Raw genomic sequence first — 13,788 nt, 5'->3', positions numbered from 1 at the left:
CAATGCTGCTCTGAACAAGCTTCAGCTAGTAGTTGGATGAGGTCTTGAGATACCCGTATTCTCCAAGTCTGCCCCACGCTTTCCGGCAAATTCCGTAAAGTATATCCGGTGCATCAGTAAAGAATTTCAGTGATTGATGGTGAGGGTGATTGTTCATGCATTGCGCAATCGGGCAATGTTTCCGGGTTCGTTATAATGCCTGGCTATGAAATACTTATAATCAACAAAATCAATAAAAGAAAGTGAGATTACCTAAATTTTTGTATTTCTGCGTTAACTTTCTCTATAAATATTAATAAAAACTCTAATATAGTTAGCATTAATAGATATTTTACCTTATATAAATTTCTTATTGAAAATAAAAAAGAATCGAATAATAAATTCGGAATGAGCTTTATTGTAGAAAATGCGTATCAGGTTATGTCTTTAGGGCAGCAAAAGCTGGAGGCTTCTGCGCATAATATCGCCAATGCCTCTACCAGCGGATATAAATCCTACGCCATAGACAGCTTTGATGTAACGCCTGACGCACGGAACCAAAGTCGGCGCATCAGCAATGATGCGGCTGTCCACCTTGCCAACAATATGGCACAGGGCGATCTTGTAAGGACCGGCAATCAGCTGGATATTGCGATATCCGGTGCAGGTATGTTTCTGGTGCGTGGTGGGGATGCGATGTTCTACACACGCCAGGGCGATTTCTCGCTGTCCCCCGAAGGCCATATCGTCAACGCCCAAGGCTTCGTCTTGCAGTCTGAAGATGGCGATTTGGCGATATCGGGCCAGAAGCTGGAGATAATGCCGGACGGCATCGTGCTTGAGGATGACGTGCCGATCGCGCGCATCCCGATATTTGCACCAGTTGATGACGGTGAACAGGCGGGTGGCGGGTGGAACCGGCTGGAGGCAGTCAGCGGTGCCATATTCCGGGCCGGCGAGAGCGGGATGCGCGAGGTCGACGAACCGGTATTGCGGCAGGGCTTTCTCGAGTCATCGAATGTTTCTGCAACGACAGAGATGGTGCGGATGATGGCGGCGCTGCGTGAGGCTGAGGCCGGAGCCAAGCTGGTACAGGTTTATGACGAACTGATGGGGCAGGCAATTTCCACATTTGGTCAGAGTTGAGCGCAGGAACACAGCCTGCAGCATTTTTCACAAGCGCTGTTCCAGGCGCAATGGACAGGGGAGCGAGCAGATGAATGGTGCGTTTTATATTGGTTCCGTCGGTCTCGATGCCCAGCAACGGGCTCTCGATATCATTGCCAATAATATCGCGAATGTGAACACCTCCACCTTCAAGCGATCCGATGTCCGCTTTGCAGAAATCATGTCGATCAGGATGCAGCAGCCGGATGCATTGCAGTTGCGTGATACGGCTACCAGCGCGGCTGGTGGTGTGATGGCGAGCGAACGGTTTCAGCTTTTTTCCCAGGGACAGATTCGCCCCACGGGCCGGGCGACGGATCTCGCCATTGACGGCGCCGGCTTTATCGAATTGCTCGGCGCGGCGGGCCAGACCACATTGTGGCGCGGTGGTAGCCTGCAGATCAATGACGAGGGGTTCCTGACGGCCGAGAATGGCATGGTGCTGCGTGATCGCATTGCTGTCCCGGATGGGGTGATGGCGGTGCAGATTGCCAGTGACGGCAGTGTCAGCGCCATTATGGGCAATGGCGAGCAACCGGTGCCGCTGGGCGAGATCGGCCTGGTAACTGTCTCCGATGCGGCTCAGCTGGAGCGCCATGATGGCGGCTATTATGTGCCGGTTGAAGGTGCCAGAATCGATACTGGTCTCGCCGGCGAAAACGGCAACGGCCTGTTCGTACAGGGCGCGGTTGAAGGCTCCAATGTCGAGCTTTCCGAGGAAATGGTGGAGATGATGCTGGTCCAGCGCGCTTTTGCCTCCAATGCCCAGATTGTCCAGGCGGCTGACCAGATGATGGGTATCGCCAACAGCCTGCGGCGGTGAACCATGGCTATATTCACAGCCAACCTTTTGCTTCTATCGACGGCGGCTACTCCGGTGCTGACGATAGCGAATACCGCCGCAGTAGAACTTGAGGACCCTGTCGTCAGGCTGGGCGATATTGCTGATCTTTCCTCTTATTCCGAACCATTGCGTAGCCGCATGGCGCGCCGGATCATCTGGCATTTTGACGATCATCTGGACATGGTGGAAGTCCCGGTCAGCCGGTTGCAGGCCGAGGCACGGATGCAATTCCCAATGCTGCGGTTCGAGCAGAAATCCGTAGCACGCAGCATCCGGTTTCATTTTGTTGCACCACGGGATAGCGGCAAGACGATGGCATCGGCGCCGACAGGCCCTGCTGTATGTGCCGAAACCACGACATCGCTGGCGACGGGCGCGATCATCACCCAAGCCGATACCCGGCCGGTGCCGTGCCGGCTGCCGGTTAACCGGCAATTGCTGCGTTATGATCGCCATGCCTCGGTGCTGCGTGCGGGCGATGATATCGCTGCCGGGCAGTATCTGGGTGCCGTCCGCCTGGCGCCGGCACAGGCCCGCGACAGTGGCACCGACCTGCTATTCATCGTCAATCGCGGACCAGCACGGGTGATCCGCCGCGTTTCCGCCTTGCAGCCGGCGATACCTGGCCAGCGGCTGTTCGTCGAAACCGCCGACGGTCGAGTCTTGTCCACCATCTATCATCCGGGTGAGCCCGACAGCCTGGCAGGAGAAGAGCCATGACCGGATATTCCCTCAGGCCTTGCCGTGCTCTGGCCATGGGCATGGCCCTCACAATCATGCTGGCCGCCACACAATCAGCTGCGGCGCGCGATCTCTATCGCGACAGGCACAATGGATGGGCAGCGCTGGTCAGCGATCAGCGGGCCCGAAATATCGGCGATATCCTGACCGTTGTGGTGTACGAAAATGCCAGCGCAAGTAACAGCGCGCAGAATGGATCGAGCAAGAGTCAGAGCCTCGACGGCAGGATTGCCGGCGGCTCGCTCAGCGAGGACGGCGAATTGTCCTTTGGCGGCAGTTATTCCGGGCGCGGTGAGGTGCGCCGGTCCGGACGCATGGTCGCGCAAATCAGCGTCGAGGTCACCGACAGGCTGACCAATGGCGACTTCATGGTCGCCGGCAAGCAGGTGATGTTCATCAATGGGGAGGCGACCGATATCGGCATTGAGGGCCGGGTTCGTGAGGCCGATATAACCAGTGACAACCGCATTCTTTCCTCGCGTATCGCAGAAGCCCGCATCACTTATGATGGCAAGGGCTTTGTCACCCGTAGCGCCAAGCCTGGCCTGATCACGCGTATCTTTCGCTTTCTGGGACTGAGCTGATGCGCATTATTACCCGTTCCATAAATGGCTTCTGCGTGTCTGGTCTGGCCATGCTGCTGCTTTGCTTTGCAGGTCCGGTACAGCCTGCAAGAGCGCAGATGAATGAACCCGTTCAGGCGTCCCAGCCGCTCAACCGCATCGCACTGAAGGATCTTGGCCGGCTGCAGGGCTGGCGCGATAATGCACTGGTGGGCTATGGTCTGGTGACCGGACTGGCCGGGTCGGGCGATACCCGACGCAGTGCCGTGACCCGCGTTGCCCTGCGCAATGTGCTCAACCGGCTGGGCACCAATGTCGCCGACGAACAGATCAGCACCCGCAATATTGCGGTGGTTCTGGTCACCGGCCGCTTGCCGCCATCGGCCAATGTCGGGGATCAGATCGACGTCACCGTGTCGTCGATCGGCGATGCCCGCAGCCTGGCCGGCGGGACCCTGCTGATGACCCCGCTTATGGGGCCCGACCGGATGGTTTACGCCTTGGCACAGGGCGGGCTGGTCACCGGTGGCTATCGCTTTGAGGCGCAGCTTAATCGCGAACAGAGCAATTATCCGACATCGGCAACGCTGCCCAATGGTGCGACCGTAGAACGGGCGGTACAGGCGCAACTGCTGTCGTCGGACAACAGCCTGTCCTTCATTTTGCGCGAACCGAGCTTCACTACCGCACAGCGTATTGCCGATGCGGTGAATGTCCAGCTCGGTGCCGCGCGGGCATCAGTGGTGAGCGCGGATGAGGTGCATATCATGGTTGATCCGGCGCGCGGCAATCTACCGCGCTTCATCGCCATGCTGGAAAATCTGGCCGTGGTTCCCGACCGTTCGGCGCGAATCGTTATCAATGAGAAATCAGGCACAGTCGTGGCCGGCGGTGATGTCAGGCTGTCGAGCATTGTGATCTCGCAAGGCGATCTCAGAATCTCGGTGATCAGCGACAATGAAGGCTCGCAGCCCAGCTTTATCGGCGGTTTCGCCACTGACATCAGCAGCCTGATCATCACCAATACCCAGCTCACCATATCGGAAGGCGGGAAGGATGTGGCGATGCAGTTCCCCAACACCAGCGTTGCCAGCCTGGTCGAGGGGCTGAACCGCGCCGAAGTCGATACCCGCAGGATCATCAGCATCCTGCAGGCGATAAAGGCGGCCGGAGCGCTGCATGCGGAGATAATCGTACAATGAGGAGGGATGATCCATGGATGCAGTATCGGCAGCATTGATCAACAAGGCGCTTGACGGCCTTACCATGCGCATGACGGCGACGGCTGACAATATCGCCAATAGCCAGACGCCCGGATTTGTACCGATGATGGTGCGCTTTGAGGATGCGTTGCGCGCCGCGAGCGACCAGGGACTCGACGCCATTGCGAAGGTCGCACCAGAGCTTGAATCACGGCCTCTGCCGCCGGGTGCCAGCGCCGCCGGCCAGACGGTACGCATGGATATGGAATTGGCGACCGCGCGCATGACCCAGGGCCGTTATGCCGCGTTGCTCGACCTTCTCAACCGCCAGATGCAACTCGACCATATCGTCATCAAGGGAGTGCAATGACCATGCAGGCAGCCGAAATCAGCATGTCCGGCCTTGATATTGAATGGCAGCGGTTACAGGTGATCGCCCAGAATCTCGCCAATATCAACACCACCCGGACCGCCGAGGGCGATGTCTATCGCCCGATGCAGCTGGTCTCTGGCCCCAAAGCGAGGTTCGATACGATGCTCAGTGAGCGCCGTGCCGAACAGCTTCAGGGGGTCGAGGTCTATGGCATAGAGGCCCAGCGCAGTGCCGTGCGGCGGGTCCATGAACCAACCCATCCGCATGCCGATGAGGCCGGTTTTGTCAGTTATCCCGATATCGACCATGCGCGCCAGATGACCGGCATGATCCGCACATCACGCGCCTATGAGGCCAATCTGGTGGCGATGAACCTGGCGCTGCAGATGAATGCGCGGGCGCTCGATCTGGGGAGGCAGCTATGACGATTGAGGCAATAGCCGCGATTCAGGCGGGTGCGGAAACCCAGCCGACCACGCTGCCACTCGGCCAGGCGCTGCCCCAGACCGCCCCGTCGCCCGGGGCGAATTTTACCGACATGATGACCGGGGCGGTTGCGCAGGTCGAGGACAAGGTCGACCAGGCCAACCGGCTGGTCCGCAGCTTCGCCATCGGTGATGATGTTCCGCTGCATCAAGTGACCTTTGCGCTGGAAGAGGCGCGGCTGTCGGTCGAACTGATGATGCAGTTTCGCACCCGGCTGGTCGAAGGGTATCGCGAAATCATGAACATGCAGATGTGAGCCGGCCATGGGTAGGATTCTGCAACAGTTGAGAGAGATGCCACCGGGGCGACAGGCAGGCATTGCGCTGGCGATGCTGACCATCGTCCTGGTGCTCATTTTCGCGACATATTTCCTGCTGTTCCGCCAAAGCTACGGGATACTCTATTCCGATCTGCGTCCGGCGGATGCGGCGAAGATCGTAGAACAGCTCGAAGCGCGCAACATCGCCTATCGTATCGGCGATAATGAAACGACGATCCTGGTGCCTGATGACCAGATTGCCGAGACGCGTATTGCCATGGCAGGGTCGGATATGCCGCTGGGCGGCGTTATCGGGTTCGAACTGTTCAATGAGTCCGATATGGGACTCACCGAATTCGCTCAGAAGATCAACTATCAACGCGCGCTGCAAGGGGAACTGGCGCGCACCATCATACTGATGCAGGAAGTCGATCATGCGCGGGTCCATCTGGCCTTGCCACAGCGTACCATCTTTCGCGATGACAAGACCCGGCCCAAGGCAGCGGTGACTATTACCAAACGCAAGGGCCGGACTGTCGACCGGCGCAGCGTATCGGGCATCCGTCAGCTAGTTGCATCATCGGTCAATGGTCTGGCCCTGGATGATGTTACAGTGCTGGATGAAACCGGCCGGCTGCTCGATGCGGCGGGTTCCGGCGTGGCGCAACCACTCCCGCCACGGGATGCCGAACGCGCCGCCATCGCCGATTACTATCGCGCCCGCATCGCCCGGGCGGTCGAAACGGTGATACCCGGGCTGTCGGTAGATATCATGGTCAGCCTGGGCGACATCATCCCCCAGCCAACACCTGTTCCGGATGGACAGGACGAAACCGTACCGGACACGGCTTCGCCCGATAACATATCGGCCGAACCATCCGGCACAGGCCTTCCTTCGCCGTCATTGCAGCGCAACTACAGCCTGCAATTGCGGCTGGTTACCCGGTCCCGGCTCAACCGCGAAGAGACTTCCCTATTGGCCCCTGCGATTCGCGAGGCTGTCGGCTTTCGCGATGATGCCGGAGACAGTCTTGTCTTCGCCACGCATGACATGCTCACCAAGGATGTTGCCGCGACGGATAGCCAGGCAGTTGCTCCTCGTACAGGCGCACATACAGGCCAGTCAGTACGTCATGCGGTCAGCACAGCGGTACCGGCGTCTTCGCGCAATATGGCGCTTATGATCGCCGCGTTTGTGGCGGCCATAGCCGGCGTGATCGCAATCATCATCGTCCGCAGGCGCCGCCAGGCGCAGCGCATGGAGTCCGGTCATGGCGATGCGCTGGTCGAACGGATCATCACATTCTTCCCGGAAAGCAGCGAGGCACTATGAGCGCGCGCGCGGAAATGGTGGCCGAGCTGGTTGCGGCCTATAATGGCTGTTCCCGGGAAGAACGGGAGCGGATAATTGGGGCCTTGCCGGCAGACAGTCGCAAGGCTTTTCTTGCGGCGCTTGCGCGCGAAGACCATGCGGATATGCGGGACAGTGAAGCTTCTGCAGCGGCACGACATGTTGCGCCATGGCTGCTGGCCTGTAAGCATCACGATGCGCGTACAGGCTTTCCGTTTTTGCGCAGCGGCTTTGAGCCCAGCGAACGGGCGCGCAATGCGCTGACTGCCGCCCTTGCCAGCCAGGATGCAGACAATGTCCGCATCGACATGCCACTAAAACTGACATCGCAGCATCTTGCCCCCATTCATAACCCGCCGCCGTCATTTTTCGCGCGGCTGCGTGAATGGCTCTGGCCCAAGGTACAGAGCGATGCGAGCATGACCGCGCAGCCTTCGATACGGTTGTCCAGGCGGCCGGATGGGAAAGGCCTGTGACGATGCTGCTCAAATCTGGACGGCACGAACCATTGGTGCAACCGGTTCGTGCGCTTGACAGCCAGGACGATATGGCGGACCGCACCGCTATTGATCCGGACCCGGAAATGACGACGCTGCGTCGGCAGAACGCGGCGCTGTATGAAGAAATTCAGGCGTTGCAGCAGGCGCAGGCGCAGCGCGAGACGGAGTATCAGCGTCGCTGCAGCGAGGCGCGTGAAACAGCCTATGCGGAAGCGCTGGAACAGGCCGCCGATGACAGTGCGGCGCGGTTGGCGCAACTAGCGGCCATGAGCGCCGATGCTGTCGCGCAGTGGCGCAAGACCCTGGCCGAAATGGAGACGCTGGCGGTAGCACTTGCCTGTGCCGCGGTGGAGAAGATCATCGGGTCAGGAGAGAGAAAGGGTGAGGCGAGCGCGGCTTCGCTGGTGATCCAGGCGTTGCAGCTGCAGCTGCGGCAGCTCCAGGATACCAGTCTGATATCAATAACCGTCAGTGCCAAGGACTTTCCGGATGAAGCCGCTGTCGCGACCCTCAACGATAGCATGATCGCCGATCGCTGCACAATCAAGACGGATGCGCTCAGACCCTCCGGCTATTGTACCATCGCCATGCATCTGGGCAGCCTCGATATCAGCCTGGGAGAGCAGACGGATGCGTTAAAGGCGCTGTGCCGAGACATGCTGGCCCCCGGTTTTGTCGATGATTTCCCGAACAAAGGCGATGATGACGGTCACACCGTGGAGCCAGCCTCATGAGCGGGTTGCGCGATCATCTGCTGGCGCGGCTGGAGCATCATGATCTGGCCTGTCATTATGGTCGCGTGCGCAAGGTCAGCCCGACGCATATCGAGGCGACCGGGCCAGCCGGCAAAATCGGCAGCCTTTGTCGCATCACCGCCGCTAGCGCAACGACCGGAAACGATGGCGGGCACTCTGTAGATGATGGTGCGGTGGATGCTCAGATTGTCGCCATCGAGAATGACCATATTGTGCTGGTCCCGCTACAGAACAGCGCTTCCATTTCGCCACATGCAAGAGTGACAGGCCATTGCGCTGCGAACGACCTGTGCAGTACAGCATCGGCCGGACGCGCGCTCGACGCGCTGGGCCGACCGGTGGACGGTCAGGGCCCGCTCGCATCGGACAAGACGGATCCCATACCGATCATGCCCGAGGCGCTGCGGCGCATATCCAGCGGGCGGCCTCTGCGCACCGGTATTTGCGCCATTGACCTGTTTACCGCGCTCGCTGAGGGCCAGCGCATCGGTATCTTTGCCCCGGCGGGGGTCGGCAAGACCAGCCTGATCGGACAGATTGTGCGCCAGGCCGATGTCGATCGGGTGGTCATCTGCCTTGTCGGCGAGCGCGGCCATGAGGCGCATGGCATGTGGCAGATGTGCCAGACCATGGACGTGCCGCAGCGCTACAGCCTGATCGTGTCCACCTCCGATGAAAGCGCCGCATTGCGCGCACGCGCGGGGCACACTGCACTGACCCTGGCTGAGCAATGGCGTGCCCGGGGCGAACATGTGCTGTTGGTCGTCGACAGTTTGACCCGCATGGCTATGGCGTTGCGCGAAATCGGCCTTGCCGCAGGCGAACCGCCTACATTGCGGGCCTATACCCCGAATGTCTTTGCCGCCTTGCCGCGCTTTGTCGAACGCTGTGGTGCAGTTGCCGGCAGCGGGTCGATCAGCCTGATCGCCACGGTGCTGGCCGAGGACAGCGAAGTCGATGACCCGCTATCGGAAATGCTGAAATCAGTGCTCGATGGCCATATCGTGCTGTCACGAACATTGGCGGAACAGGGTCTGTTTCCGGCGATTGATATCAGCCGCAGCATCAGCCGTCAGGCATCCGGCATCTTGTCCGAACAGGCCCGCAGGAGCACAGCCGAAGTGCGCCGCCTGTTCGCCGTCTATGAGGATTCACGTACGCTGGTGGAAAGCGGGGTGTATCGCAAGGGCAGCAATGCGGAACTTGATCGGGCGGTAGCGCTGCGCGACCGGCTGCGCGCCTTTCTGACTCAGCCGCGCGAAGACAACAGACCGGTCGAAACAGCGGTGCAGGAGCTTGGTGCATTGCTGGAGCAGGCCGCATGATGGCGCAACGTCCCCCGATTGGCGAGATACGCGCCATTACCGGCATCCGCAATGCCCAGCGTCAGCAGGCCGAAGCCGAGCTGCACCGGGCACGTTACCGACTGGAAGCGCTGACCGAGGAGGAGGTCGCACTAAGAGCGAGGCGGGATAGACTGCTCGGCCAGTGGCAAGCGCATAACCAAAGCGCCGGAGGTCTGGATATCGGCATGATGCCGATACTGGCACAGGCCCTTTTGCAGCAGGATACAGCGCTTCAGCAAGGCCGCGATGCCGTGCGTCGTGCACAGGACAATGTGGAGGGCAAGACCCGGCTTTGGCGTCACAGCGACAGCCATGTCCGCGCCGCAGAGGCGATCGAGAAACGTGCAGCGAAGCAACGGGTGAAGAGACTGGAGAAACACGAAATGGCCGAGATGTCGGAAATGCAGATGGTGAGGAAGCGTAGTTATGAGCGCTGATATCCCCATGACCACATCGGGCCTGCCGCCGATGATCGCGGTCGAAAGCTCTTTGCCAGTGCAGGTAGATATTGCCGCAGGGCAGACAGCGTCTGATCCGCCATTTTTGCAACAGCTCGATACGCAATTGCAGCAGATGGCCCAGGCCGCTGCCGATGGCGACACAATCACACGGGACGATCCAGCCGGAAGTGGCAAGCGCTCGCTTCGTGCCGATATATTTAATGAAAACGGCTTTTTTGGCACTCCCGTCGCCGATGGTCCGGCCAGTGCCTCCCGTCCATCGCGGCCAATAGCTGAATCCGAAGCATTGCGGTTATCCGAGATGTTGCACGACAGCGGTCTTGTTGCGGCGCTGCGCAGCAGCGATATGACGGCGGTACGGCAGGTAGTTGCCAGGCGTCCTGCAACGCTGGTATCGGGAACACCGGCCTTCCCGGCTTCTCGCGACAGCGTGTCGGCAACGCTGTCGCTGGTGCAGCATCCAGCGCAACCCTCTCTTGTCGATCTGGTAATTTCTCACGACCGTCAAGCCATTGCACAACCAGCCGCGGCGACAATGCCAACGATCAGCCCGGCACTGGAGATATCCGCTGCCCCGGTTCGCTCCGTCGATGCCGCGCCGGAATCGAGGGACCCGGCATCCGCACTTCGCCCCGAGACAATTGCCCGTCAGGCCGCAGTCTATGCGACACCGCAACGGGGGTCACTGCGCATCATCCTTCGCGAACGTGGTCATGGACTGGAATTGGTCGCCGATAGCACAAGCCTCGACGAGACCAGCCAAGAGGCGCTGCGCAGCATATTGCGCTCGCTGGTCGCCCAGCAGGGCCTGGGAAATTATGATCTGTGGATCAACGGCGTACATGACAGCGGCCGCAACACCGGTTTCGAAACCTCTGACAGTGAAGGAGAATAGACAATGCAGGTCGCGCCCATTCCCGGCCAGCCGGTCAACAGCACACCGCCGCAAAATGTCGAGACCGACAACGATGCCTCGGCAGCGACCGATGCATTCGGTCTGAGTTTTGAGTCGCTGCTGCAGATCATTCTCACCCAGTTGACATTCCAGGACCCGCTGGAGCCGTTGGACAATTTCGAATTTGTGTCGCAGTTGGCGCAATTTTCCCAGATCCAGCAGACGCAGAATCTGAACGACAAGTTCGACACGCTGTTGGCGACGCAGAGCATTTTGCAGGCGACATCGCTGCTGGGCCAGATTGTCGATATTCCGGCTGGCCAAAGCGCACTGTCCGGGACTGTCACCGGGGTCAGCTTCAACAGTGGTGCACCACGCGTCACCATCGAGACAGCCGATGGACAGACGATCAGCAATATCGGGCTCGCCGCTATTTCCCAGGTCAGACAAGGAGAATAGATCATGTTCGGAGCGATATATACAGGATTGAGCGGTTTGCTGGCTTATTCCGATGGTCTGCAGACGATCAGCAACAATGTCGCCAATCTCAACACTTCCGGTTTCAAGGCGACGTCGGTGCGCTTCAGCGACCAGTTCAACAGCGGCAATGGTGCTGTCGGCTTGTTCGGATCAGGTGCACAGGGCGGCGGTGTGCGGCTCGATGACCTGCAAGTGAGCTTTCAGCAGGGCGATCTCAGACAGTCCGACGATGGACTCGATCTGGCGATCGACGGATCGGGCTTTCTGCTGCTGCTCGATGGTGATCGCACCCTTTATACCCGTACTGGCAGCTTTATCGTAGACAATGAGGGCTTTATTGTCCTCGAAGGCACCGACTATCGTCTTGCCGTGCTCGATGACGCCGGCAGAGCGGTTGCCGTCAACATCGACAGCAACCGCACAAACGCGCCGGTCGCGACCACCACCATCCGCTTTGCCGACAACCTCTCTTCGACGGCGACCGAACAGATCATAAGTGATCTTGTCGTGTTCGATGCCAATGGCGTCGAGCATGTGTGGCAGGTCCGCTTTGCGCGGGACGGTGATGCCGGTGGCAATGCGTGGGATGTCATCGTCACCAATGACGAAGATGAGGAAATCGGTACCCAACGCCTCAGTTTCACCCAGGGGGAGGTCGACGCTGACAGCAGCCAGCTGGTATTTGATGATCCTAATAATGACGGGCTTTCGGTTACCCTGGATTTCTCTGAAAATGTAACGTCTTTCTCTTCCGGTGAACTATCGACGCTGCGCGCCGCCGGGATAGACGGCAATGGTATCGGCACCATCACCAATGTCACAGTGAACGGTCAGGGCCGGGTCGAGATTCGCTATTCCAACGGCGAGACCGAGGATATTGCGGCGGTTGCCATTGCCGATTTTCGCGACCAGCAGCAGCTCCAGCGTGCCGATGACGGGCTGTTTATCCATGATGGCCGCGGCGAACGGCGTCTGGTCGCCAGCGATGACCCTGCTGCCGGCAGGGTTGTTGCCGGGCGACTGGAAGCATCCAATGTCGACCTTTCCGAACAATTTGGTGAGCTGATTCTGATCCAACGGGGGTTTCAGGCGTCATCACAGATCGTCAGCGTGTCCAATGACATGATTCAGCAACTGTTCGGAATCCGGGGGCAGTAATGGCTGGTCCGGTCCTGCATTACGGTGATGGTGTTGCTATAGCCAATGCACCGAAAATACACGCCTGGCTTCCCGAAACGGCGCTGAATCCGGTAAGGCTTGCCGCTACGCTGTCAGCGGATATCGATGCCTGGGCCGATGACTGGTTCGCCGCGTGGCGGATACAGCCCATCGTCGTCGATAAATGTACGTCTGTTGCCGACAAGCCGGACAGGGCAGAGAAGCGGCAGATCAAACCAGGCCTGACACTCACAATATCGCAATCGGGGTGTGACATACTCGCGGCAGAGCTGTTCGGCATAGACTGGGACAGATTTTCGCCACGACCGGCCGATCGCAGACCGGTTGATGATGCTGCGAGCACCTGTCTTGATGATTTGTGCGATCGCATTCGCCGGACCATGCCTGACGATAATAGATCCATGGACAGTGCCGATAGCGATCAAGGATCATCAGCAATCCCGCAAGCACAGCCCGCACAATGGAGCGCTGCGCTGCATGACAAGCAGGGGCGGGACATAGCGCAGATAGGTATCGCGCACGATTTCCTGCTCGATTACAGCCGCGCCGCCATTCCCCCCAGCCGCTGCCACAGAACGCTCACCGACAGAGGCGATGCGTTGCTGGCAAGTTGCGTAGCGCTCGGCGCGCGCATTGGCGGAGCAACATTGTCACTGGCCGAGATTGCCGCATGTGAACCGGGCGATGTGGTCATACTCGACCGGATGATGGCAGACCGGGTGCAGTTGACCGTGAATGATCTGCTTTTGCCGACCACAGGGGCGCAAATTGATCGCCACGGCGATGCAGTGCGCCTCGCTATCCATAGTGAAACACCGTGAAATCGTAACACACCTTAGGGGGCATTATGACAGATTTGGTCGAATCCAATGGTGGCGAGGCCACCGATAGCGATACCGGACCCGGCGACACCAGGCAGAGCGACAATGGCGCACAGCCTGCGTCCGAAGGCGGCAATGCTCCGGCGCTAAGGCCGGAGCTGATACAGGATATTCCGGTCAGCCTTGATGCCCTGGTCGGTAGTGCCGAGATAACCGTATCGGACATGCTGGCGCTGCAATCCGGTTCGGTTGTGACGCTGGACGCGACACTGAACCATCTGGTGTCGCTGATGCTCAAGGATCGTCTCATCGCGCGCGGCGAGCTGGTTGCTGTGGGTGACAAGTTCGGCGTCCGGCTGACCGAGATCGGATAAGCCGTGGCTTTG

The 13,788-nt window shown here is 59.2% G+C and carries 18 protein-coding genes; all 18 read left to right on the top strand.

Annotated features, from left to right (window positions below):
* The first annotated feature begins 387 nt into the window (after positions 1–387).
* The 18 genes from AAFX04_10765 to AAFX04_10680 all read left to right on the top strand — a co-directional run bounded on the left by AAFX04_10765 (position 388) and on the right by AAFX04_10680 (position 13,776).
* On the top strand, positions 388–1,125 hold the full coding sequence (locus AAFX04_10765; protein MEO1045912.1) for a flagellar hook basal-body protein: 738 nt from the start codon (positions 388–390) through the stop codon (positions 1,123–1,125).
* A 70-nt stretch (positions 1,126–1,195) separates the two neighbouring features.
* Positions 1,196–1,969: a flagellar hook-basal body protein gene (locus AAFX04_10760; GenBank protein MEO1045911.1), complete on the top strand. Its 774-nt coding sequence runs from the start codon at positions 1,196–1,198 to the stop codon at positions 1,967–1,969.
* 3 nt (positions 1,970–1,972) lie between these two features.
* Positions 1,973–2,710, top strand: coding sequence for a hypothetical protein (locus tag AAFX04_10755; protein MEO1045910.1), 738 nt, complete (start codon positions 1,973–1,975; stop codon positions 2,708–2,710).
* A complete protein-coding gene (locus AAFX04_10750) occupies positions 2,707–3,315 on the top strand; it encodes a flagellar basal body L-ring protein FlgH (GenBank protein MEO1045909.1) in 609 nt (202 codons plus the stop codon). Before AAFX04_10755 ends, AAFX04_10750 begins: the two co-directional genes overlap by 4 nt.
* A 98-nt stretch (positions 3,316–3,413) precedes the next feature.
* Entirely contained in the window at positions 3,414–4,496 is a 1,083-nt protein-coding gene (locus AAFX04_10745; GenBank protein ID MEO1045908.1) for a flagellar basal body P-ring protein FlgI, read from the top strand.
* Positions 4,497–4,509: 13 nt separating this feature from the next.
* Positions 4,510–4,866: a hypothetical protein gene (locus tag AAFX04_10740; GenBank protein ID MEO1045907.1), complete on the top strand. Its 357-nt coding sequence runs from the start codon at positions 4,510–4,512 to the stop codon at positions 4,864–4,866.
* Positions 4,863–5,294, top strand: a complete 432-nt coding sequence (gene flgC / locus AAFX04_10735) for a flagellar basal body rod protein FlgC (protein MEO1045906.1) — start codon at positions 4,863–4,865, stop codon at positions 5,292–5,294. The genes AAFX04_10740 and flgC overlap by 4 nt, the downstream gene beginning before the upstream one ends.
* Complete coding sequence (gene fliE, locus AAFX04_10730; GenBank protein ID MEO1045905.1) at positions 5,291–5,611, top strand: flagellar hook-basal body complex protein FliE; 321 nt, start codon at positions 5,291–5,293, stop codon at positions 5,609–5,611. The genes flgC and fliE overlap by 4 nt, the downstream gene beginning before the upstream one ends.
* A 7-nt stretch (positions 5,612–5,618) precedes the next feature.
* Positions 5,619–6,947, top strand: coding sequence for a flagellar basal-body MS-ring/collar protein FliF (gene fliF, locus AAFX04_10725; GenBank protein ID MEO1045904.1), 1,329 nt, complete (start codon positions 5,619–5,621; stop codon positions 6,945–6,947).
* Positions 6,944–7,441 carry a hypothetical protein gene (locus AAFX04_10720; protein ID MEO1045903.1) on the top strand — a complete coding sequence of 166 codons (498 nt, stop codon included), beginning with the start codon at positions 6,944–6,946 and terminating at the stop codon, positions 7,439–7,441. The genes fliF and AAFX04_10720 overlap by 4 nt, the downstream gene beginning before the upstream one ends.
* A gap of 2 nt (positions 7,442–7,443) precedes the next feature.
* Positions 7,444–8,199: a hypothetical protein gene (locus AAFX04_10715; GenBank protein ID MEO1045902.1), complete on the top strand. Its 756-nt coding sequence runs from the start codon at positions 7,444–7,446 to the stop codon at positions 8,197–8,199.
* The gene (locus AAFX04_10710; protein MEO1045901.1) at positions 8,196–9,545 is read left to right on the top strand and encodes a FliI/YscN family ATPase; all 1,350 of its coding nucleotides are present in this window, start codon (positions 8,196–8,198) and stop codon (positions 9,543–9,545) included. The genes AAFX04_10715 and AAFX04_10710 overlap by 4 nt, the downstream gene beginning before the upstream one ends.
* Positions 9,542–10,003: a hypothetical protein gene (locus tag AAFX04_10705; GenBank protein ID MEO1045900.1), complete on the top strand. Its 462-nt coding sequence runs from the start codon at positions 9,542–9,544 to the stop codon at positions 10,001–10,003. The genes AAFX04_10710 and AAFX04_10705 overlap by 4 nt, the downstream gene beginning before the upstream one ends.
* Positions 9,993–10,922, top strand: coding sequence for a hypothetical protein (locus AAFX04_10700; protein MEO1045899.1), 930 nt, complete (start codon positions 9,993–9,995; stop codon positions 10,920–10,922). Before AAFX04_10705 ends, AAFX04_10700 begins: the two co-directional genes overlap by 11 nt.
* Positions 10,923–10,925: 3 nt before the next feature.
* Positions 10,926–11,381, top strand: a complete 456-nt coding sequence (locus AAFX04_10695; GenBank protein ID MEO1045898.1) for a flagellar hook capping FlgD N-terminal domain-containing protein — start codon at positions 10,926–10,928, stop codon at positions 11,379–11,381.
* Between the two features lie 3 nt (positions 11,382–11,384).
* On the top strand, positions 11,385–12,560 hold the full coding sequence (locus AAFX04_10690) for a flagellar hook-basal body complex protein (protein ID MEO1045897.1): 1,176 nt from the start codon (positions 11,385–11,387) through the stop codon (positions 12,558–12,560).
* Positions 12,560–13,402, top strand: a complete 843-nt coding sequence (locus AAFX04_10685) for a FliM/FliN family flagellar motor switch protein (protein MEO1045896.1) — start codon at positions 12,560–12,562, stop codon at positions 13,400–13,402. The genes AAFX04_10690 and AAFX04_10685 overlap by 1 nt, the downstream gene beginning before the upstream one ends.
* Positions 13,403–13,428: 26 nt before the next feature.
* Complete coding sequence (locus AAFX04_10680) at positions 13,429–13,776, top strand: FliM/FliN family flagellar motor switch protein (protein ID MEO1045895.1); 348 nt, start codon at positions 13,429–13,431, stop codon at positions 13,774–13,776.
* Positions 13,777–13,788: the final 12 nt, after the last annotated feature.

The organism is Pseudomonadota bacterium (assembly GCA_039818985.1).
In the GTDB taxonomy this organism is placed as follows: Bacteria; Pseudomonadota; Alphaproteobacteria; order Sphingomonadales; family Sphingomonadaceae; genus Alterisphingorhabdus.
Note: the sequence above shows the minus strand (reverse complement) of the source record. Positions and strands in the feature narration are given on the sequence as shown.

What these genes read in the sequence shown, in the direction of transcription:
- AAFX04_10710 (MEO1045901.1), top strand. Translation starts at nt 8,196, where the DNA reads ATGAGCGGGTTGCGCGATCATCTGCTGGCGCGGCTGGAGCATCATGAT.
- AAFX04_10765 (MEO1045912.1), top strand. Translation starts at nt 388, where the DNA reads ATGAGCTTTATTGTAGAAAATGCGTATCAGGTTATGTCTTTAGGGCAG.
- fliF (MEO1045904.1), top strand. Translation starts at nt 5,619, where the DNA reads ATGGGTAGGATTCTGCAACAGTTGAGAGAGATGCCACCGGGGCGACAG.
- AAFX04_10755 (MEO1045910.1), top strand. Translation starts at nt 1,973, where the DNA reads ATGGCTATATTCACAGCCAACCTTTTGCTTCTATCGACGGCGGCTACT.
- AAFX04_10740 (MEO1045907.1), top strand. Translation starts at nt 4,510, where the DNA reads ATGGATGCAGTATCGGCAGCATTGATCAACAAGGCGCTTGACGGCCTT.
- AAFX04_10690 (MEO1045897.1), top strand. Translation starts at nt 11,385, where the DNA reads ATGTTCGGAGCGATATATACAGGATTGAGCGGTTTGCTGGCTTATTCC.
- AAFX04_10715 (MEO1045902.1), top strand. Translation starts at nt 7,444, where the DNA reads ATGCTGCTCAAATCTGGACGGCACGAACCATTGGTGCAACCGGTTCGT.
- AAFX04_10750 (MEO1045909.1), top strand. Translation starts at nt 2,707, where the DNA reads ATGACCGGATATTCCCTCAGGCCTTGCCGTGCTCTGGCCATGGGCATG.
- AAFX04_10695 (MEO1045898.1), top strand. Translation starts at nt 10,926, where the DNA reads ATGCAGGTCGCGCCCATTCCCGGCCAGCCGGTCAACAGCACACCGCCG.
- AAFX04_10745 (MEO1045908.1), top strand. Translation starts at nt 3,414, where the DNA reads ATGAATGAACCCGTTCAGGCGTCCCAGCCGCTCAACCGCATCGCACTG.
- fliE (MEO1045905.1), top strand. Translation starts at nt 5,291, where the DNA reads ATGACGATTGAGGCAATAGCCGCGATTCAGGCGGGTGCGGAAACCCAG.
- AAFX04_10720 (MEO1045903.1), top strand. Translation starts at nt 6,944, where the DNA reads ATGAGCGCGCGCGCGGAAATGGTGGCCGAGCTGGTTGCGGCCTATAAT.
- AAFX04_10760 (MEO1045911.1), top strand. Translation starts at nt 1,196, where the DNA reads ATGAATGGTGCGTTTTATATTGGTTCCGTCGGTCTCGATGCCCAGCAA.
- AAFX04_10700 (MEO1045899.1), top strand. Translation starts at nt 9,993, where the DNA reads ATGAGCGCTGATATCCCCATGACCACATCGGGCCTGCCGCCGATGATC.
- AAFX04_10705 (MEO1045900.1), top strand. Translation starts at nt 9,542, where the DNA reads ATGATGGCGCAACGTCCCCCGATTGGCGAGATACGCGCCATTACCGGC.
- AAFX04_10680 (MEO1045895.1), top strand. Translation starts at nt 13,429, where the DNA reads ATGACAGATTTGGTCGAATCCAATGGTGGCGAGGCCACCGATAGCGAT.
- AAFX04_10685 (MEO1045896.1), top strand. Translation starts at nt 12,560, where the DNA reads ATGGCTGGTCCGGTCCTGCATTACGGTGATGGTGTTGCTATAGCCAAT.
- flgC (MEO1045906.1), top strand. Translation starts at nt 4,863, where the DNA reads ATGACCATGCAGGCAGCCGAAATCAGCATGTCCGGCCTTGATATTGAA.